This window comes from Streptomyces sp. NBC_01478 (assembly GCF_036227225.1).
Lineage (GTDB): Bacteria > Actinomycetota > Actinomycetes > Streptomycetales > Streptomycetaceae > Streptomyces.
On record NZ_CP109444.1, the window covers coordinates 4,982,500 to 5,001,997 of the forward strand.

Annotated in this window: 17 protein-coding genes; 8 read left to right on the forward strand and 9 right to left on the reverse strand. The window is 70.9% G+C overall.

All coding sequences use genetic code 11. The features are described 5' to 3' along the window. Window positions 1-581 precede the first annotated feature (581 nt). From OG223_RS22305 to rsmI, 7 genes are all read right to left on the reverse strand, one after another. Window positions 582-1,361: an MHYT domain-containing protein gene (locus OG223_RS22305; protein WP_329251356.1), complete on the reverse strand. Its 780-nt coding sequence runs from the start codon at window positions 1,359-1,361 to the stop codon at window positions 582-584. Between the two features lie 193 nt (window positions 1,362-1,554). Beyond that, window positions 1,555-2,484 (reverse strand): 4-(cytidine 5'-diphospho)-2-C-methyl-D-erythritol kinase, encoded by a 930-nt coding sequence (locus tag OG223_RS22310; protein WP_329251359.1) that lies wholly within the window; start codon window positions 2,482-2,484, stop codon window positions 1,555-1,557. Continuing rightward, the gene (gene rsmA, locus OG223_RS22315; RefSeq protein WP_329251362.1) at window positions 2,485-3,396 is read right to left on the reverse strand and encodes a 16S rRNA (adenine(1518)-N(6)/adenine(1519)-N(6))-dimethyltransferase RsmA; all 912 of its coding nucleotides are present in this window, start codon (window positions 3,394-3,396) and stop codon (window positions 2,485-2,487) included. 108 nt (window positions 3,397-3,504) lie between these two features. Beyond that, the gene (locus OG223_RS22320; protein WP_443073847.1) at window positions 3,505-4,767 is read right to left on the reverse strand and encodes a ubiquitin-like domain-containing protein; all 1,263 of its coding nucleotides are present in this window, start codon (window positions 4,765-4,767) and stop codon (window positions 3,505-3,507) included. Window positions 4,768-4,956: 189 nt separating this feature from the next. Beyond that, window positions 4,957-5,841, reverse strand: coding sequence for a TatD family hydrolase (locus OG223_RS22325; protein ID WP_329251367.1), 885 nt, complete (start codon window positions 5,839-5,841; stop codon window positions 4,957-4,959). 47 nt (window positions 5,842-5,888) lie between these two features. Further along, complete coding sequence (locus OG223_RS22330; RefSeq protein ID WP_329251370.1) at window positions 5,889-6,320, reverse strand: hypothetical protein; 432 nt, start codon at window positions 6,318-6,320, stop codon at window positions 5,889-5,891. Between the two features lie 460 nt (window positions 6,321-6,780). Further along, window positions 6,781-7,641 carry a 16S rRNA (cytidine(1402)-2'-O)-methyltransferase gene (gene rsmI / locus OG223_RS22335; RefSeq protein WP_329251373.1) on the reverse strand — a complete coding sequence of 287 codons (861 nt, stop codon included), beginning with the start codon at window positions 7,639-7,641 and terminating at the stop codon, window positions 6,781-6,783. 62 nt (window positions 7,642-7,703) lie between these two features. Between rsmI and OG223_RS22340 the strand changes: the two genes are divergently transcribed. Next, window positions 7,704-9,446, forward strand: a complete 1,743-nt coding sequence (locus OG223_RS22340; protein ID WP_329251376.1) for a dolichyl-phosphate-mannose--protein mannosyltransferase — start codon at window positions 7,704-7,706, stop codon at window positions 9,444-9,446. Window positions 9,447-9,468: 22 nt separating this feature from the next. Here the strand turns inward: OG223_RS22340 and OG223_RS22345 are convergent, their stop codons facing one another. After that, the gene (locus OG223_RS22345; RefSeq protein WP_329251379.1) at window positions 9,469-10,239 is read right to left on the reverse strand and encodes a calcium-binding protein; all 771 of its coding nucleotides are present in this window, start codon (window positions 10,237-10,239) and stop codon (window positions 9,469-9,471) included. Between the two features lie 225 nt (window positions 10,240-10,464). Between OG223_RS22345 and OG223_RS22350 the strand changes: the two genes are divergently transcribed. The 3 genes from OG223_RS22350 to OG223_RS22360 all read left to right on the forward strand — a co-directional run bounded on the left by OG223_RS22350 (window position 10,465) and on the right by OG223_RS22360 (window position 15,897). Next, a complete protein-coding gene (locus tag OG223_RS22350) occupies window positions 10,465-12,261 on the forward strand; it encodes a glycosyl hydrolase family 28-related protein (protein ID WP_329251382.1) in 1,797 nt (598 codons plus the stop codon). A gap of 183 nt (window positions 12,262-12,444) precedes the next feature. Continuing rightward, entirely contained in the window at window positions 12,445-14,076 is a 1,632-nt protein-coding gene (locus OG223_RS22355) for a penicillin-binding transpeptidase domain-containing protein (RefSeq protein ID WP_329251385.1), read from the forward strand. A gap of 141 nt (window positions 14,077-14,217) precedes the next feature. Beyond that, window positions 14,218-15,897 (forward strand): penicillin-binding transpeptidase domain-containing protein, encoded by a 1,680-nt coding sequence (locus OG223_RS22360; RefSeq protein ID WP_329251388.1) that lies wholly within the window; start codon window positions 14,218-14,220, stop codon window positions 15,895-15,897. A 3-nt stretch (window positions 15,898-15,900) separates the two neighbouring features. Here the strand turns inward: OG223_RS22360 and OG223_RS22365 are convergent, their stop codons facing one another. Next, the gene (locus OG223_RS22365; RefSeq protein WP_329251391.1) at window positions 15,901-16,254 is read right to left on the reverse strand and encodes an SsgA family sporulation/cell division regulator; all 354 of its coding nucleotides are present in this window, start codon (window positions 16,252-16,254) and stop codon (window positions 15,901-15,903) included. Between the two features lie 170 nt (window positions 16,255-16,424). Between OG223_RS22365 and OG223_RS22370 the strand changes: the two genes are divergently transcribed. Genes OG223_RS22370 through OG223_RS22385 form a run of 4 tightly spaced genes read left to right on the forward strand, consistent with a single transcriptional unit; the run spans window position 16,425 to window position 19,462 of the window. Then, window positions 16,425-17,447, forward strand: coding sequence for an energy-coupling factor ABC transporter permease (locus OG223_RS22370; protein WP_329251395.1), 1,023 nt, complete (start codon window positions 16,425-16,427; stop codon window positions 17,445-17,447). Window position 17,448: 1 nt separating this feature from the next. Further along, complete coding sequence (cbiQ, locus tag OG223_RS22375) at window positions 17,449-18,246, forward strand: cobalt ECF transporter T component CbiQ (protein ID WP_329251397.1); 798 nt, start codon at window positions 17,449-17,451, stop codon at window positions 18,244-18,246. After that, complete coding sequence (locus OG223_RS22380) at window positions 18,234-18,995, forward strand: energy-coupling factor ABC transporter ATP-binding protein (protein ID WP_329251399.1); 762 nt, start codon at window positions 18,234-18,236, stop codon at window positions 18,993-18,995. Before cbiQ ends, OG223_RS22380 begins: the two co-directional genes overlap by 13 nt. Then, a complete protein-coding gene (locus OG223_RS22385) occupies window positions 18,992-19,462 on the forward strand; it encodes a MarR family winged helix-turn-helix transcriptional regulator (RefSeq protein WP_329251403.1) in 471 nt (156 codons plus the stop codon). The genes OG223_RS22380 and OG223_RS22385 overlap by 4 nt, the downstream gene beginning before the upstream one ends. Window positions 19,463-19,498: the final 36 nt, after the last annotated feature.

Below are 19,498 nucleotides of genomic sequence, written 5' to 3' on the forward strand. Positions count from 1 at the left end.
GGCGAGTTCTACCTCGCGCAGCGATTCGGGGCCGGTGCCCCTGGAAGGTGGGGCGGGCGCCGATGGGGGTACGAAGCCCGGCCCGGACCAGGCGGGTTCGCCCGCCGAAGAGCCGGAACCCGGCTCGGACCGTGGCGAGTTCGGCCTCGCGCAGCGACTCGGGGTGGGTGGCCCCGGGAGTTGGTACCGGCGCCGAGGGGACTGTCGAAGCCCGGCCCGGACCCGGGTGGGTTCGAGCTCGCGGGAGCGACTCGGCGCCGATGCCCCGGGAAGGCGGGGCGGACGCCGGCCGAAGAACCCGGACCCGAAACCGGCCTGGACCACGGCGAGTTCGGTGCCGTTGAGCGACCGGCGCCGACAACCCCGGGATGGTGGCGCCGACACCGGCCGAAGAAGCCGTGGCCGGACCCGGGGCCGGACCGTGACGAGTTCGGCCTCGCGCAGCGGCTCGGCTCCCACGCCCAGGGACGCGGGCGCCGGCGCCGGCGCGCACGGAGAACCGAGCTCGGAACAGACCTCGACGGATCCGACCTCGCACAGCAACTCACCGCCCACAGCCCCGGGAAGTGGTCGAAGTCCGTTCAGACCGTGGCCAGTTCGACCTCGCGGAGCAACTCCGCGGCGATGGCCGACTCGTGGTGTTTGCCGGTCGGGGAGAGGGCGACGTAGGCCGAGGCCAGGAAGAGGAAGGAGCCGAGGACGACGGCGAGCGGGAAGATGAACTCCGTGGCGGTGGCGCCGGAGAGGGCCGCGCCGCTGGGGGTGAGGGTGACGCTCACGGCGTACATGCCGGTGTAGTGCATGGTGCTGACCGCGAGTCCCATGACGAGGGCGGCGACCGTGGCGAGGACCGGGCCGCGGACGACCAGGGTGAGGGTGAGCGCGGCGGTCGCGGCGACGACGGCGATCACGACGGAGGCGATGACCAGCCCGGGGTCGTAGTCGATCCGGCCGTGCAGGTCGAGCGCGGCCATGCCGGTGTAGTGCATGGCCGCGACGCCCACGCCGGTGCCGAGTCCGCCGAACGCGACCGACGTCACGCGGGAGCGGCCGTAGCCGGCGGTGAAGACGCCGGCGGCGACCACGCCGATCGACATCAGCAGGCTGAGGACGGTGAGCGGGACGTCGTAGCGGATGGGGGTGCCTTCGACGCTGAAGCCGAGCATGGCCACGAAGTGCATGGTCCAGATGCCGGAGCCGATGGCGACGGAGGCGAGGGTCAGCCAGTTCCGTTTGGAGGCGCCGTCCGCCTCAAGTGCCCTTACGGTGCAGCGCAGTCCGAGCGCGGCGCCGACGCAGGCCATCGCGTAGGACAGGACCGGGGTGACCCAGCCCGCGCTGAAGTGATCCATGTGGCCCATGGGGAGGTTCCTCTCGGGCGTGGCGCGGCGAGACCGCGCGCGCAGGGAGTACCGCCGGTAACAAGGACCGGAGGTTGGCTGATCATGCCAGCCGTACCTCTGGGACAGAGGGCGCGAAAGGGACCATGGGGTTGATTGGCGAACATTAAATCAATGTGCTTTGGATAACACCGAACACGGGTATTTTTGCAGGTCAGGCGGGTGATTCGTGAACCTCGCGTGAAGGTCGGTCGAGCACGGTCGCGCCGGCCGCCGGGGCCGTCGTCGTACGGACCGTCCGGCAGGTCCCGGACGACGTGAGCGCCTCGGCCACCTTCGCCGCCGACCCGGCGTCGCGGACGAGGAACGCGGTCGTCGGGCCCGAGCCGGAGACCAGCGCGGCCAGCGCGCCCGCGGTGCGGCCCGCGGCGAGGGTGTCGGCCAGTTCCGGGAAGAGGGAAAGTGCCGCCGGCTGAAGGTCGTTGGAGACGGCGGCGGCGAGCGCGTCCGGGTCGCCCTTCGCGAGCGCGTCGAGGAGTGGCCGGGAGGCGATCGGCTCGGGGATGTCGGTGCCCTCCCCCAACCGGTCGAACTCCCGGAAGACGGCGGGGGTGGACAGCCCGCGCTCGGCCATCGCGAACACCCAGTGGAAGGTGCCCCCGGCCTCCAGGACCGTCAGCTTCTCCCCCCGCCCGATGCCGAGCGCCGCCCCGCCCACCAGGCTGAACGGCACATCGCTGCCCAACTCCGCGCAGATGTCGAGCAGTTCGGCCCGCGAGGCCCCGGTCCCCCACAACGCGTCGCACGCCACGAGCGCGCCCGCGCCGTCCGCACTGCCGCCCGCCATGCCGCCGGCGACGGGGATGTCCTTCGCGATGTGGATGTGCACGGCGGGGCTACGGCCGTACCGCTCGGCAAGCGCCACGGCTGCCCGGGCCGCCAAGTTCGTACGGTCCAGGGGGACTTGGTCCGCGTCCGGGCCCGTGCAGGTGACGCGGAGTTCGTCGGCGGGGGTCACGGTGACCTCGTCGTACAGGCCGACCGCGAGGAAGACGTTGGCCAGGTCGTGAAACCCGTCCGCGCGCGCGGCACCCACCGCGAGCTGGACGTTGACCTTGGCGGGGACGCGGACCGTCACGCTCACTTACTCGGACTCCTTGTGATCAGCCTTGTGCTCAGTCTCGTGATCAGCCTTGTGCTCGACCTTGTGCTCGGCGATCCGTGTGAACTCCTCCACCGTCAGCGACTCGCCGCGTGCCTGGGGCGACACCCCGGCCGCCACCAGTGCCGTCTCCGCCGCCGCGGCGGACCCCGCCCAGCCCGCGAGTGCCGCCCGCAGGGTCTTGCGGCGCTGGGCGAAGGCCGCGTCCACCACGGCGAAGACCTCGCGGCGGTCGGCGGTGGTCTTCAGGGGTTCCGGTCGGCGGGTGAGCGACACGAGTCCGCTGTCGACGTTCGGGGCGGGCCAGAAGACGGTACGGCCGATGGAACCGGCCCGCTTGACCTCGGCGTACCAGTTCGCCTTCACGGACGGGACGCCGTACACCTTCGAACCGGGCGGCGCGGCCAGCCGGTCGGCGACCTCCGCCTGGACCATCACCAGCGTGCGCTCGATGCTCGGGAAGTGCTCCAGCATGTGCAGCAGGACCGGTACGGCCACGTTGTACGGGAGGTTGGCGACCAGTGCGGTGGGGGGCGGGCCGGGCAGTTCCGTCACCTGCATCGCGTCCGAGTGCACCAGCGTGAAGCGGTCCGCCCGCTCCGGCATGCGGGCCGCGACCGTCGCGGGCAGTGCGCTCGCGAGGACGTCGTCGATCTCCACGGCCGTGACGCGGTCGGCCACTTCGAGCAGGGCGAGGGTGAGTGAGCCCAGGCCGGGACCCACCTCCACGACCACGTCGTCGGGGCGGACGTCCGCGGTGCGGACGATGCGGCGGACCGTGTTCGCGTCGATCACGAAGTTCTGGCCGCGTTGTTTGGTGGGGCGTACGCCCAGGGCTGCCGCGAGTTCACGGACTTCGGCGGGGCCCAGGAGGGCGTCGGGGTTGCTGCTCACGTTCCTAGGTTACGGGGCCGTTCCGCTGCGCTGGGCTGGGCCGTCATTCGCCTGCGGGTTCGTCGTGGCTGGTCGCGCAGTTCCCCGCGCCCCTTCAGGGCGCACACCTCAACCGTGTAGACGAGTCCCGCAGTGCGGCCACGGGCTCGCGCCCCGTCGCACGTACAGCCTCTTCGCTCGGAGGGTCTGTTCTTCCGCGCTCGCGTCCTGGGGGCGGCCGGAGCCGCCGAGGCTGTGCCAGGTGTGGGTGTCGAACTGGTAGAGGCCGCCGTAGGTGCCGGAGGGGTCCACGGCTCCGGGGCGGCCGCCGGACTCGCAGGTCGCCAGGCCGTGCCAGTTGAGGTGGTCGGCGCCCTGTACCGACGTGGGCATCGGTTTGGTGCCGACCTTGACCAGTTGGGGGCTGGGTTCGCGGACGAGTTCGTCGTCGATGCGGCGCGGCTTCTCCTTGACGCCGTTGACCGTGCGGAGGGCGTAGGTGACCCGGCGCAGGCCCGGGCGGCCGGCCCGTTCGACGACCTCGGTGCCCTTGAAGAGGGTGGGGTCGTCGGTGCGTTCGACCTTGAAGGGGATCGCCTCCTCACGGACCTCCCGCGTGCCGGTGACCCGCAGGACCGTGATCGTCTGGCCGTCGCGCGGGAAGCTGTCCTGCGGGACCGAGGTGGTGTCCTCGCCGTGCAGGCCGATGCCGGCCTCGCCGACCGCCTCGCCGACCGTCGCCGCGTTGGTGCGGATCGTGCGGGCGCGGCCGTCGGCCATGATCGTGACGGTGCGTTCGGTGCGCACGTCGAGGGCGAGTCCGGCGCGGCCGATGGGCTGCGAGCGGGAGATCGAGAGGTACGCGCCCTCCGCCCGCACCCCGAGCTGTTCGAGGGCGCCGTCGACCGTGCGGGCCGTGGTCCACACCTCACGGCGTTGCCCGTCGATGGTGAGCCGCACGGGGCGGCCGTAGCGCACCGCGACCTCGTCGCCGCTGGCGAGCGGCGCGTCGCGGCCGGGGGCCACCACGTCGTGCGCGCCGACCTCCACACCCTGCTGGGCGAGGAGTTCGGTGACGTCGTCGGCGAAGGTGTGCAGGGTGCGCGGCTTGCCGTCGACGCTCAGCTCGATCGCCTTGTCCTCGGCGACGAACGCGGTGGTGCCGCCGGCGAGGAACGCGACCACCAGCGCCTGCGGCACCAGTCGCCGCATGGTGGACGCCGTCGAGCCGGGGCGCTCGGCTCTTCGTCTGCGGTCCGCCCGGCCCGGCGCCGCCGTCACCGTCTGACGCGGGAACACGGGCTCCGGCGCCTCGTAGGCGGGGCGGTACGTGTCCTCGTACACCTCGGTGTGCCCGTCAGTGGGCCCGTTGGTGTGCCCGTCGGTGTACACATCGGCGCGCACACCGCGGTCGTACGTCTCGTAGGTCTCGTACGTCTCGTAGGTCTCGTATTTGCTCACGCCGACACGCTCCAGAAGGCCAGAAGGGTCCGGATCGGGCCAACAGAACCTAGCGGAGCGGCCGTCACTCTCCAAAGCGACGCGGCTACCCAGAGTTGTGTTCGATGGGGTCCCGACGCCTCAATACCCGAAGGCCCGGGCCGTGTTCGCCGCCAGTGCCGTCGCCAGCGCGTCCTCGTCGATGCCCCGGACGGCCGCCATCGCCCGCACCGTGACCGGAATGAGATACGGGGCGTTGGGCCGTCCGCGGTACGGGGCGGGGGTGAGGAAGGGGGCGTCGGTCTCGACCAGGACCAACTCCAGGGGGGCCACGGCCAGCGCGTCCCGCAGGTTCTGGGCGTTCTTGAAGGTGACGGTGCCGGCGAAGGACATGAAGTACCCGGCGCCGGCGCAGAGTTCGGCCATCTCGGCGTCGCCGGAGTAGCAGTGGAAGACGGTCCGCTCGGGGGCGCCCTCCTCCTTGAGGACGCGCAGGACGTCGGCGTGGGCGTCGCGGTCGTGGATGACCAGGGCCTTGCCGTGCCGCTTGGCGATCTCGATGTGCGCGCGGAAGGAGAGTTCCTGCGCGGCCTTGCCCTCGGGTCCGGTGCGGAAGTAGTCGAGGCCGGTCTCGCCGACGCCCTTGACCTGGGGGAGGCCGGCCAGCCGGTCGATCTCCGCGAGGGCCTCGTCGAGGGCCGCGTTCCCGCCGGGTGTCCGCGCGCCCTGCCGGGACCAGCCGTCGGGGTCGCCGTGGACTATGCGCGGGGCTTCGTTCGGGTGCAGGGCGACCGTCGCGTGGACCGCGTCGTACCGGGCGGCCGTCTCGGCGGCCCAGCGGGAGCCCTTCACGTCGCAGCCGACCTGCACGAGGGTCGTGACACCGACCGACGCGGCCTTGGCGAGCGCCTCGTCCACCGTGCCGGACTGCATGTCGAGGTGGGTGTGGGAGTCGGCGACGGGCACCCGCAGGGGCTCCGGGAGCGGCGGTGCAGCGTTCTTCTCGCTGCCGCTGGAGGAAGGCATGCCCCGATCCTACGAAAGGGGCATGCCCGCCCGGTCGTCGGAGCCGGTCAGCTCGCCTTGCGGTGGAAGGGGTGGAGAAGGTCGGAGAGGTGCCAGTGGTGGTCCCTCGGCTCCGGCAGCGGGGTCACGGCGGCATCGTCGTCGGTGCCGTTCTCCGCCGCCGCGGAGGCCGTCCGGGGCCGCGGTGCCTGGTACTGGCGCTGCGCCGCCTCCCGTACCGACGAGACCTGGCCCGCGCGCATGATGCGCACGACATGCCCGTCGCAGTTGAGGCACGCGGGGCGGCTGAGCGGCGACGGCACGACCTGGCCCTCCGCCACGTACATCACGAACTGGTGGCCGTCGGTGTCGACGTGGTGCTCAATCTCGTACGACTGCTCCCAGCCGTGCCCGCACCGCATGCAGGCGAAGGAGTACGACTCGTTCACCACGGCTGTGGCGGGGCCACGGAGGCCGGTCTGCCCTGCGATCTCACTCATGCCAGCTCCTGCTTGCTTTCCGCTGGACCAGGTCCTGTCGTCACATTCCCGTCGTCCGCCCGGAGGGCGGGCCCGGAGGCGTCAGGTGCGTGCTCTCGGTGTGCCGGGCCCGGACCCGCGTACTGGACGTACTCGGGTCCGGGCCCGGTGCGGCGAGAGTGCGTGCATGGCGTCTCCGGGCAGACGGGAATGTGACGACAGGGCCTAGGCGCCCCCGGCTGGGGGATTCCCCCCGGAATCCCGTTGGAGGCGAGGGACGGGTGCGTCCCTTCATCCAGTGGACGCCTCCGGCAGGGCGAACGCATCAGACCTGTCGACTGTTGGAGTCGATTTGGACTTTCCTTGTCGAATCGCCCTTCCAAGCCGGTCCGGCCTTTGCATTTGCCGACCTCGCTTTGCCCCGCCATGGGGCGCGCGCTCATAGGAAACGCTCCCCGCTCAGAGGAACCTTTCCCGCAGGTCAGGCCGGTTTTTGCGCACTCTTCGCCGCCACCACGGCATCGAACACCTCGCGCTTGGGAACGCCTGCCTCGACAGCCACCGCGGCGATCGCCTCTTTACGCCGCTCCCCCGCCTCCTCGCGCACCCGCACCCGCCGTACCAGCTCGTCGGCGCCGAGTTCCTCGGTCTTCTCCGGCGCCCCTTCCACCACGACGGTGATCTCGCCGCGCACGCCTTCCGCGGCCCACTCGGCCAGCTCGCCGACGGGGCCGCGCTTGATCTCCTCGTACGTCTTCGTCAGCTCCCGGCAGACGGCGGCCCGCCGCTCGGCGCCGAAGACCTCGGCCATCGCGGCGAGGGTGTCGTCGAGCCGGTGCGGGGCCTCGAAGTAGACGAGGGTCCGCCGCTCGCCGGCCACCTCGCGCAGCTTCGACAGGCGTTCGCCGGCCTTTCTCGGCAGGAACCCCTCGAAACAGAACCGGTCCACCGGCAGCCCCGACAGCGCGAGCGCGGTGAGCACGGCGGACGGCCCCGGTACGGCGGTGACCTTGATGTCCCGCTCCACGGCGGCGGCGACCAGCCGGTACCCCGGGTCCGACACGGACGGCATCCCCGCGTCGGTCACGAGCAGCACGCGCGAGCCGCCGAGCAGCGCCTCGACCAACTCCGGTGTCCGCGCCGCCTCGTTGCCCTCGAAGTACGACACGACCCGCCCCTTGGGCTGCACCCCGAGCGCCTGGGTGAGCCGCCGCAGCCGCCGGGTGTCCTCGGCGGCGACCACATCGGCACCCGCCAACTCCTCGGCGAGCCGCGGCGGGGCGTCCGCGATGTCGCCGATGGGGGTGCCGGCAAGGACCAGAGTTCCGGGAGCAACTGTCACGTTTCCATCCTCTCAGGGGAGAGAGGCGGGACTCACACAGACCTGTTCCCTACGATGGCGCGGTGACCAGTACCGCGTCCTCCACGGACATCCGGCAAGGGCAGGCCCCGCAAGACCGGCGGCCGTCGTGGCAGCAGCGGCTGCGCCGATTCGGCTACACGGCGGGGCCCAGAAGCGACGTACGCGACCGGCTGGTGCCGCCGTACGCGGAGCCCAGCCCGCGGCTGTGGGCGGCGCTCGGCTTCTCGCCGGCGCTCGTCGACCGCATCAACCGCTGGTCGGGCTGGGGCGGTCCGCTGCTGGTCACGCTCATGGCGGGCGTCATGCGCTTCTACCACCTGGGCAGCCCGAAGGCGGTGATATTCGACGAGACGTACTACGCGAAGGACGCGTGGGCGCTGGTCCACCGCGGCTTCGAGGTCAACTGGGACAAGAACGCCAACGACCTCATCCTCCAGAACAACGGTCACATCCCCATCCCGACGGACGCGGCCTACGTCGTGCACCCGCCGGTCGGCAAGTACGTCATCGGCATCGGCGAGCTGATCTTCGGCTTCAACCCCTTCGGCTGGCGCTTCATGACGGCGCTGCTGGGCACGCTGGCGATCCTGATGCTGTGCCGCATCGGCCGCCGCCTGTTCCGCTCCACGTTCCTGGGCTGTGTCGCGGGCGTCATGATGTCGCTCGACGGCCTGGCCTTCGTGATGGCCCGCACCTCGCTGCTCGACGGCGTGCTGATGTTCTTCGTGGTGGCCGCGTTCGGCTGCCTGCTGCTGGACAGGGACAGGGCCCGGGCGAAACTCGCGGCCGCCCTACCCGTCGACTCCGACGGCCGGGCCCGCCCCGACGCCGACATCGCCAACACGCTCTTCCTCGGCCTGCGCCCCTGGCGCTGGGCGGCCGGCCTGCTGCTCGGCCTCGCGATCGGCACCAAGTGGAACGGCCTCTACGTCACGGCCGCCTTCGTCCTGCTGACCCTGTTCTGGGACTTCGGCACCCGCAAGGTCGCGGGCGCGAGCAGGCCGTACGTGGCCGCCCTGCGCTACGACTCCTTCCTCGTCGTCATCTCCATGGGCCTCGTCCCCGTCGTCGTCTACCTGACCTCCTGGATCGGCTGGATCCTCTCGCCCGCCAACGGCACCGGCGGCTACTTCCGCAACTGGGCGGCGACCGACGGCAAGGGCGGCTTCTGGAGCCACTTCATGCCGGACTGGGCGCGCAGCCTGTGGCACTACGAGCACGAGGTCTACGAGTTCAACATCGGCCTGCACTCGCCGCACACGTACATGTCCAACCCCTGGAGCTGGCTCGTCGACGGCCGCCCGGTCTCGTACTTCTACGAGTCCCCCTCCCCCGGCTCGGACGGCTGCCCGGCGAGCGCGGGCGAGAAGTGCGCCCGCGAGGTCCTCGCCATCGGCACCCCGATGCTGTGGTGGGCGGCCTGCTTCGCGCTGCTGTACGTCCTGTGGCGCTGGGCGTTCCGCCGCGACTGGCGCGCGGGCGCGATCGCCTGCGGTGTCGCGGCCGGCTACCTGCCCTGGTTCCTGTACCAGGACCGCACGATCTTCTTCTTCTACTCCATCGTCTTCCTCCCGTTCCTCTGCCTCGCGGTCGCGATGCTGATCGGCGCGGTCATCGGCCCACCGGGCTCCAGCGACACCCGCCGGGTCACCGGCGCGGTGGGCGCGGGCGTGCTGGTCCTGCTGATCACGTGGAACTTCATCTACTTCTGGCCCCTGTACACGGGCACGGCCATCCCCATCGACCAGTGGCGGTCGCGGATGTGGCTGGACACCTGGGTTTGAAGAGCGGCCCCCGGCCCGGCCGTCAGTCGTCCTGCTTGACGGTGTTCTTGCCGAGCCCGCCGACCAGTACGTCCGTGCCGGGGCCGCCGTACAACTGGTCGTCGCCCCAGCCGCCGTAGAGCCGGTCGTCGCCCTCGTCGCCGTACAGGAACTGCTCGCCCCGGTCGCCGTGGAGGACGTCGTCGCCGGCGCCGCCGTGGCCGAAGGCGTCGACGTAGAGGGTGTCGTCGCCCCGGCCGCCGAAGGCGCTGCCCTTGCCGGTCGTGAGGGTGTCGTCGCCGTCCTCGCCGTAGACGTTCTGGGCCTCGCGCTCGGTGCCGGTCCAGGTGTCGTCGCCGGCGCCGAGCCAGATCTCGTTGTAGGCGAGGATGAAGCCGGAGGTGCGGTTGTGGACGACGGCGGTGTCGTCGCCGTCGCCGAGCCGCAGCGAGAGCCTGAGGGAGGGGTCGGTCTCCATCTCGTCGATCTCCACCGTGCAGAGGACCTTGGTGCGGTCGTCGGCGTCGGGGTGGGAGCAGTGCTTCTTCGAGGCCTTGATCGGGACCACGTCGTTGATCAGGTACGTGAGAATCAGTTTGCTGCTGCCCCATGACTCGGTGACGGTCACGTGGTTGGCCTGGCCCGGTGCGGCGGTGTAGACGATCTTGCCGTCCATGACGGCGGTGGCCGGCGGCCCCTTGTACGGTTCGGGCCCCTGGTGCAGAGCGATCCGTACGACGACCGCGAGCACCAGCAGCAGGATCAGCACCACCGCAACGCGGAACACCCGGTGTCCGCCGAGTCGAAAGAGCATCGCACTACCTCCGTGGGCCAGTTGGGGGCCGGTCGCAGTTCCCGACCCCCGGCCCCCGGCACTGGTTGCCCAGCGGCTCTCAGCATTCGCCGTACGTTCACACAGGTGGTCCGCCGGCCGGCGAGGGTCGGAGAGCGGTCGCCCGAACAGCCCGCGGTGCCGTGGATACGATCACCGCGGCGGGCTCCGCATCGGGCCCCGGCGCACGAAACCTGGGGGATGACCATGAACGGTTCACGACGCTCCGTGCTCAGATCCGCCGTCGGCCTCGGCACCGTCGGCGGCCTCGCCGCCGTGGCCACCGTCGCCCCGGCGGCGGACGCCGCCGCCGCGACCGGAGCGACCGGCTGGATCAACGTCACGGACAGCCCGTACGGCGCCGCGGGCAACGGCAGCGCGGACGACACCACCGCGATCCAGTCGGCCCTCACCGCCTGCGCGCCGGGCGGCGTCGTCTACCTCCCGCCGGGGACGTACGCCACGTCGGCGCCGCTGACGATCCCGCCGCAGGTCACCTTGCGCGGCGACCACGGGGCGCACATCGACACGATGCAGAAGCCCACCCTCAGGCCGCTGGCCGGCTTCACCGGTGCCGCGGTGATCCTCCTCGTCGACAAGGCCACCGGCGGCTACTCCGCCGTCAGCAACGAACAGCGCGTCGAGAAGATCACGATCGACTGCTCGAACCTCACCGGCTCCACCGTCGACGGCATCCAGGCGCAGGGATACGTCCACGGTGTCTACGTGACGGACGTCAGCGTCCACGCGGCCCCTTCGCACGGCCTGACCGTGGCCTCCAACTCCTCCGGCACCCCGTACTCGTGGCGCGCCACCCGCCTGCACGTCAAGGACCCGGGCGGCATCGGCATCAACGCGAGCATGACCGACGCGCTGTGGACCGACTGCGAGGTGATCGGCGCCGGCAAGCACGGCTGGTACATCGCGGGTGCGGCCAACTCGGTCTTCCTCGGCTGCCGTTCGGAGTGGTCCGCGCTCGACGGCTACAACCTGGGCGGCACCGGCACCGGCCAGGGCTCCGGAGGCCCGGCCTTCATCGGCTGCACGACCGACCGCAACGCCCACAACGGCTTCGCCGTCCCCTCCACCGGCAACGGCCCGATCAGCCTCACCGGTTGCACCCTGCGCCGCGACGGCGCCGCCTCGGCCTCCGGCGGTTACGCCGCCGTCAAGGTCGACGGCGCGACCGCCCCCGTCGTCATCACCGGCCTCACCGTGTACCCCGGCACCGACGACGACGGCGGCGGCAACAACAGCCCCCAGTACGGGCTTTCGGTCACCGACAGCACCTCGGTCTCCTGCGGCGCGTCCCTCCTGCACGCCGCCGGCGCCGGGTTCCACGACGGCGGCGGCAACACCGACGTCCTGCGGGGCCTCGACGTCCAGGAGCGCACCGGCACCACGGCCGCCCCGGTCACCGCAGCCCCGGGGATCCGGGTCCACGGCACGAACGGCGGCTCCCTCGACGTCCCCGAACACGTCGTCGGCATCCCCCACCCCCGCGAACACGGCCTCATCGCCTGGACCGACGACCCCGGCCGCGTCTCCAGCGGCAAGGCGGGCGCCGCGGGGACCCTCTATCTGGCGGCCCTGTACGTGCCCCGCCCGGTGACCGCCACCAAGCTCCTCTGGGGCATCAACACGGCAGGCGTCTCACCGGTCGCCGGTCAGAACTTCGTCGGCCTCTACAACTCCTCCGGCGCCCGCCTCGCCTCCGTCGGCGTCGACGCCCGTGTCACCTCCACCGGCCCCTTCACCGAGACGATCTCCGCCGACCTCGCCCCCGGCCTGCACTGGGTCGCCTTCCTCCTCAGCGCCGCCACCATGCCCGCCGTCTACCGCGGCGCCGACCTCAACGCCACCCTCCTCAACATCAACCTCGCCGCCACCCCGGCCCTCTTCCGCCACGCCACCAACGGCACCGCGCTCACCGCCCTCCCCGCCGCCGTCACCCCCTCGGCCAACAAGGTCGCCCAGTACTCCTACTGGGCCGCCGTCGGCTGACCGCACGGGCCGAACCGCACGGGCCGAATCGCACAGGCCGAACCGCGTTCACATATGCGGCCCGCCACACAGTGTGATTCAGACCTCTGATCTCCGTTAGGACAACAAAAGGCAACACCCCTCACAGCTTTCCCCCACGCCACCTACAGTTCGAAGGACTGACAACGGGGAGGGAACGGCACCATGCGCAAGGGGGTAAAGGTCACCGTCATCGGCAGTGTGTTCGCCGTGATGGTGGGCGGGGCGGGCTACGGAGCGTTCAACGTCGTGTCCGCGTTGGGGGGTTCGGACGGAGTGGGCGGGGTCGGTGGGTCCACGGCCGAGAAGACCGGGCCGCCCAGCAGCAGCGAGGTCGAGGCGACGACGAAGAAGTTCTTCGCGGCCTGGGAGAGCGGCGAGGCGGTGACCGCCGCGTCGTACACGAACAACGACGCGGCCGCCGACCCCGTGCTGGAGTCCTACAGCGGGGCCGGTCACATCACGAAGGTGAAGATCACGCCCGGTACGGCGACCGGCGCCACCGTGCCGTTCACGGTGAAGGCAACGGTGTCATACGACGGGAGGTCCAAGCCGCTCAGCTACAGGAGCCAACTGACCGTCGTACGCGGCAAGACCACCGGGCGGGCCCTGGTCGACTGGCAACCAACCGTCATCCACCCGGAGTTGAAGACCGGCGACACCTTCGTCACCGGGGAGTCCGCGAGTCCGGCGATCGAGGCCGTGGACCGGGACGGGAACGTGCTGACCAAGGAGAAGTACCCGTCGCTGGGGCCGATCCTCGACGAGTTGCGCGCCCGGTACGGCGACAAGGCGGGCGGTACGCCCGGCATCGAGCTGGCGATCAAGCACGCCGTAGCGGACTCGGCCGACACCGCGCTGCTGACCCTGGAGAAGGGCAAGGCCGGCAAGGTGCGCACGACGCTCCGGGCGAGCGCGCAGGCCGCCGCCGAGAAGGCCGTGACGAAGTACTCGGAGTCGTCGATCGTGGCCCTCCAGCCGAGCACTGGGCAGGTGCTGGCGATCGCCAACAACCGCAACGACGGCTTCAACGCGGCATTCCTGGGGCAGTTGGCGCCCGGCTCGACGATGAAGATCATCAGCGCCGCCACGCTCATCGACAACGGGATCACGACGATGAACGGCCCGGCGCCGTGCACGCCCGACGCGGTCTGGCAGAGCCAGACCTTCCACAACCTGGCAGGCCTGAAGCCCGACGAGGGCGCGACGCTCGCCGACAGCTTCGCCCGCTCCTGCAACACGGCGTTCGTGAAGTTCGCCGACTCGGTCAAGGTGGACTCCCTGACCAAGGAGGCCGAGGACCGCTTCGGGCTCGGCCGGGACAACTGGAAGACCGGCATCCCGTCCTTCGACGGCTCGGTCCCCGCGTCCGGCGGCCCGGACACCGCGGCGAACCTGATCGGCCAGGGCCAGGTGCAGTTGAGCCCGCTGAACATGGCGTCGGTGACGGCGACCGCGAAGACGGGCACGTTCCGTCAGCCGGTGCTCGTCGCGCAGAGCCTCGACGACCGCCAACTCGCCACCGCGAAGGGCCTGTCGGCGAGTACGTCGGCCCAACTGCGGGCGATGATGTACCGCACGGCGACCAGCGGCACCGCGGCCGGGATCATGTCCGGGCTCGGCGCGAACATCGGCGCGAAGACCGGGTCCGCCGAGGTGGACGGGCAGGCCAAGTCCAACAGTTGGTTCACCGGCTACCGCGGCGACGTGGCGGCGGCGGCCATGACCCAGGACGGCGGCCACGGCATCGACGCCGCCGGCCCGATCGTCCGCGCGGTACTGGCGGCGAGTGGCTGAACTCACCCTCGTGGACGGGAACTCACCCGCACAGGACGGGACTCTAAGGTGTGCCCCGTCGTTGGGGTGTGTGGGGCTGGGACGGGCCGAGTGACGACGGGGGCCCAATAGGGATCAGGGATTCGCGGAGGATCGGGAACTGTGGGCACCAGGGGCAAGAGAAGGCGCGTACCCGAGCGGCGGAAGGCAAGACCCGCCGTGGTCGGGGGCGCGATCGCCGTGGCCGTCGTCGGAGCGGGCGTAGGGGCTTACGCGCTGTACGACGGCGGGGCGTCCGCCGAGGCGCGCACGGCGACCACCGCGGATCACAAGGCCATCAAGACGGGCCCGCTGTCGGCGACCGAGGTGCAGACGACGGCTCAGCGGTACCTGGCCGACTGGCAGCAGGGCAAGGTCGCCCAGGCCGCCGCCACGACGGACAAGTCGACTGCGGCCGCCGCCCTGCTCACCGGCTACACGAAGAACGCCCACATGAAGGGCATCACCGTCACCGAGGGCACCCGCACCGGCACCAAGGTCCCCTTCTCCGTGAAGTGCACGGTGTCGTACAAGGGCATCAACAAGGCCATGACGTACGCCACTTCACTCACCGTCGTGCGCAGCGCGAAGGACGGCAAGCCGTACGTCCAGTGGCACGCCTCCGTCGTCCACCCGGACCTCGCGGACGGCGACACCCTGGTGACGGGCGAGTCCGGCACCCCGCCGATCAAGGCGTACGACCGGGACGGCGGCGAGCTGACGACGGCCAAGTACCCGTCCCTGGGGCCGGTGTTGGACGGGCTGCGGGAGAAGTTCGGCAAGAAGGCGGGCGGCAAGGCTGGCATCGAGCTGCGGGTGGTCCGCGGCAAGACGTCCAAGGAGTCCGACAAGACCCTCGTCGAGCTGAGCAAGGGCACACCGGGCAAGGTGAAGACGACGCTCAGCCCGACGCTCCAGGCGGCGGCCGAGACGCAGGTCGGTAAGCAGAAGAACTCCTCGGTCGTGATGACGCGCGCGTCGACCGGCGAGATCCTGGCCGTCGCGAACGCCTCGCACGGCTTCAACGTGGCCTTCCAGGGCTCCCTGGCCCCCGGTTCCACGATGAAGATCGTGACGTCGACGATGCTCTTCGAGAAGAACCTGATCACCCCGGACGCGTCCCACCCCTGCCCCAAGACGTACAAGCTCGCGGGCTGGACCTTCCACAACGACGACGACTCGGAGATCAAGAAAGGCACGTTCAAGATGGCCTTCGGGGCGTCCTGCAACAACGCCTTCATCAACTTCGCGCCCAAGCTGTCGAACAGCGACCTGACGACGGAGGCCCAGCAGGTCTACGGCCTCGGCATGAACAACTGGGCCATCGGCGTCCCCACCTTCGACGGCTCGGTCCCGGTGCAGAGCGGCGCGCAGATGGGCGCCTCGCTGATCGGCCAGGGCGGGGTCCGCATGAACCCGCTGAACATGGCGTCGGTGGCCGCCACGGTCGACACGGGCAGCTTCCACCAGCCGTACCTGGTCTCGCCGACGGTCGACAACCGCACGATCGCGAAGGCCTCGCGCACGATGTCGTCGACGACGCAGTCCGAGCTGAAGGAGGTCATGCAGTACACGGCGGCCTACGGCACGGCGGCGCAGGCCATGTCCGGGCTCGGTCCGGACTACGGCGCGAAGACCGGCTCGGCGGAGGTCGACGGCCAGAAGAAGCCCAACGGCTGGTTCACCGCGTACAAGGGCGACCTCGTCGCCGCGGGTGTCGTCCAGGCGGGCGGACACGGCGGCGACACGGCGGGCCCGATCGTGGCGGCACTGCTGAAGCTGGGCAGCAGCCTCGGAGGCTGACGCTCAGGTGCCGACGGGTTCGGTGGCCATGTAGGTCCGCCGCAGGAACCGCGTGATCGTCTTCGTCTCGAACTGGACGACGGAGACGCCCTGTTCGGAGTGGAACTCGACCACGGCCTGCACCCGCCCGCACGGCCACACCCGCACCTCGCCGCTGCCGGCCGGGGCCCTCAGCCCCTGCTCCAGCAGCGCCCGGTCGAAGGTCCATTCATGCGGTCCGGGCAGGTCGATACGGACGGCTCGGGGATCGGATTCGGGGTCGTACCGCAGGACGACGGGGACCGCGTCAGCATCCAGCCGGTCCACGTCCTCGTCGGTGACGATATGGGCTCGCGCGTACTGTTCGACTACGGACATCGGGCGGCCCCTTACGCTGAGTGACCTGTGTGAAAGCTATGCATCCGCTTCCACTACCCAAATGTCGCACATTTTCTCGGGAGCGCCCTCCGGGGCGACAGATCTCACATGTCGGCGTGAGACTGTCTGGCTCTTGCAAAGCAGTCGCAATAACCATCTAAAATCATCCCGTGCATGTCCCTGACGGATTCATCGACGCCCCCGTATCCGCCGCGACCGGAGTGGCCGCCGCCGGCGCCATCGCCGTGAGCCTGCGCGGTGCGCGCCGCGAGCTCGACGAGCGCACGGCACCGCTCGCGGGCCTGGTCGCCGCGTTCATCTTCGCCGTGCAGATGCTCAACTTCCCGGTCGCGGCCGGCACCAGCGGCCATCTGCTGGGCGGGGCGCTGGCCGCGATCCTGGTCGGCCCCTGCACAGGCGTCCTCTGCGTCTCCGTCGTGCTCCTCATGCAGGGCATCCTGTTCGCGGACGGCGGGCTGACCGCGCTCGGCGTGAACATCACCGACATGGCGATCACGACGACGGTCGTGGCGTACGCCGTCTTCCGCGTCCTGGTGAAGATCCTCCCGCGGAGCCGCCGTTCGATCACGGCCGCGTCCTTCACCGCGGCACTGCTCTCCGTCCCGGCCGCCGCCCTCGTCTTCACCCTCCTCTACGCCCTCGGCGGCACCACCGACGTCTCGATCGGCAAGGTCGCCACCGCGATGATCGGCGTGCACGTCCTCATCGGCGTCGGCGAGGCCGCGATCACCGCGCTGACGGTCGGCGCGGTGATCGCCGTACGCCCGGATCTGGTCCACGGCGCGCGCGGTCTGGAGCAGCGGCTCAAGCTGCGGGTGAACGGCGAACTCGTGGACGCCGCGCCCCAGTTGACCCCGGTGCGCACCTCGCGTCGCAAGCTGTGGATCACCGGCCTGGTCGCGTCCCTCCTCCTCGCCGGTTTCGTCAGCTTCTACGCCTCCTCGAACCCCGACGGCCTGGAGAAGGTCGCCGCCGACCAGGGCATCGACCGGAAGGCCGAGGAGCACGCCAACGCGGACTCCCCGCTCGCCGACTACGGCGTGCGCGACGTCGAGGACGACCGTCTCTCCGGGGGCCTGGCGGGTGTGATCGGCGTGGGCGTCACGGTCGTCGCGGGCACCGGCGTCTTCTGGGCGGTCCGCAAGCGCCGTACCACCTCGCAGGCGGCCTGAGATGGGCGCGGATGGGGGTACCTCCCGCTCGAGCGGAGCCGAGAGTGGGGGAGCACACCGGCTCTACCGGCACGGCCACTCCCCCGTCCACGCCCTGCCCCCGCACACCAAACTGGCCGCCGTCTTCGCCTTCGTGGTGATCGTCGTGTCGACCCCGCGCGAGGCGATGTGGGCGTTCGGCCTCTACGCCGTGCTGCTGGGGCTGGTGGCGTACGCGGCCCGCGTACCCGCCGTCTTCCTCCTCCGCCGCCTGCTGATCGAGGTCCCCTTCGTCGCCTTCGCGGTGCTGATGCCCTTCGTGGCGGAGGGCGACCAAGTGACCTTCCTGGGCGTGCAGTTGAGCGTGAACGGCCTCTGGGGCGCCTGGAACGTCCTCGCCAAGGGCACCCTGGGCGTGGCCGCCTCCGTCCTCCTCGCCGCCACCACCGAACTGCGCGAACTCCTGCTCGGACTCCAGCGGTTGAAGCTCCCGCCCCTCCTCGTGCAGATCGCGTCCTTCATGATCCGCTACGGCGATGTCATCACGGACGAGATGCGGCGGATGCGGATCGCCCGCGAGTCACGGGGTTTCGAGGCCCGGGGCATCCGGCACTGGGGTGTGCTCGCGAAGTCGGCGGGCGCGCTGTTCATCCGCTCCTACGAACGCGGGGAGCGGGTCCATCTGGCCATGGTGAGCCGGGGATACGCCGGTTCGATGCCGGTGATCGACGAGGTGACCGCGGACCGGGCGCAGTGGTCGTACGCTCTCGCACTCCCGTCCGCCGCCCTTGTCGTATGCCTGTTGGGATGGACCCTGTGACGACCTTCTCTCTGGACGTGTCCGGGCTGGCCTTCGCCTACCCCGACGGCCATCAGGCCCTGTTCGGCGTCGACTTCACCGTCGCGCGCGGCGAACGGGTCGCCCTGCTCGGCCCGAACGGCGCCGGCAAGACCACCCTCGTCCTGCACCTGAACGGCATCCTCACGGGCGGCGCGGGCACGGTGACGGTGGCCGGACTCCCGGTCGGCAAGCGGCACATGGCGGAGATCAGGCGCCGGGTCGGGATCGTCTTCCAGGACCCGGACGACCAGCTCTTCATGCCGACGGTCCGGGAGGACGTGGCGTTCGGCCCGGCGGCGGCCGGGATGAAGGGCGCCGAGCTGGAGCAACGGGTGCGTACGGCACTGGAGTCGGTCGGCATGGCGGACTTCGCGGACCGGCCCCCGCACCACCTCTCCTTCGGGCAGCGGCGCAGGGTGGCGGTGGCGACGGTGCTGGCGATGGAGCCGGAGATCCTCGTCCTCGACGAGCCCTCCTCGAACCTCGACCCCGCCTCGCGTCGCGAACTGGCCGACATCCTGCGGTCGTTGGACGTGACGGTCCTCATGGTCACGCACGACCTGCCGTACGCGCTGGAGCTGTGCCCGCGCGCGCTGATCCTGAGCGAAGGGGTGATCGCGGCGGACGGGAGGACCGGCGAACTCCTCTCCGACGAAGCCCTGATGCGGGCCCATCGACTGGAGCTGCCCTTCGGGTTCGACCCGCGGTCCGTGACAATGGGCGCGTGAAGAACGAGGACCATACGGTCGTTGCCGGGTCGCTGCTCCTGGACGAGCAGTTGTGCTTCGCGCTGTACGCGGCCCAGCGGGCGCTGACGGCCGCGTACCGCCCCCTCCTGGAGGAGCTGGAGCTGACCTACCCGCAGTACCTCGTCCTCCTCGTCCTGTGGGAGCGCGGCGAGAGCACGGTCAAGGATCTCGCGAACGCCCTGCGCCTCGACTACGGCACGGTGTCGCCGTTGCTGAAGCGCCTGGAGGCGGCGGGGCTCGTCCACCGCGAGCGCGCGGCACACGACGAGCGCTCGGTGCTGGTCGCGTGCACGGAGCGCGGCAGGGCCCTCAGGGAGCGGGCGGCCCGCGTGCCGGGCGCGCTGCTGGCGGCGACGGAGCTGGAGCTGCCGGAGGTGGCCCGTCTGCGCGGGGAGCTGTGGCAGTTGGCGGAGCGCGCGGAGGCGGCGGCGGAACGGGCCCGCTGACCTGCTGACCTCGGGTTACCGACGGTTCCTACCCCC

Bases quoted from the DNA above. Each gene is read 5' to 3' on its own strand.
- OG223_RS22365 (WP_329251391.1), bottom strand. From the start codon at position 16,254: ATGTCCGTAGTCGAACAGTACGCGCGAGCCCATATCGTCACCGACGAG.
- OG223_RS22350 (WP_329251382.1), top strand. From the start codon at position 10,465: ATGAACGGTTCACGACGCTCCGTGCTCAGATCCGCCGTCGGCCTCGGC.
- OG223_RS22305 (WP_329251356.1), bottom strand. From the start codon at position 1,361: ATGGGCCACATGGATCACTTCAGCGCGGGCTGGGTCACCCCGGTCCTG.
- OG223_RS22345 (WP_329251379.1), bottom strand. From the start codon at position 10,239: ATGCTCTTTCGACTCGGCGGACACCGGGTGTTCCGCGTTGCGGTGGTG.
- OG223_RS22380 (WP_329251399.1), top strand. From the start codon at position 18,234: ATGGACCCTGTGACGACCTTCTCTCTGGACGTGTCCGGGCTGGCCTTC.
- OG223_RS22325 (WP_329251367.1), bottom strand. From the start codon at position 5,841: ATGCCTTCCTCCAGCGGCAGCGAGAAGAACGCTGCACCGCCGCTCCCG.
- OG223_RS22330 (WP_329251370.1), bottom strand. From the start codon at position 6,320: ATGAGTGAGATCGCAGGGCAGACCGGCCTCCGTGGCCCCGCCACAGCC.
- OG223_RS22355 (WP_329251385.1), top strand. From the start codon at position 12,445: ATGCGCAAGGGGGTAAAGGTCACCGTCATCGGCAGTGTGTTCGCCGTG.
- cbiQ (WP_329251397.1), top strand. From the start codon at position 17,449: ATGGGCGCGGATGGGGGTACCTCCCGCTCGAGCGGAGCCGAGAGTGGG.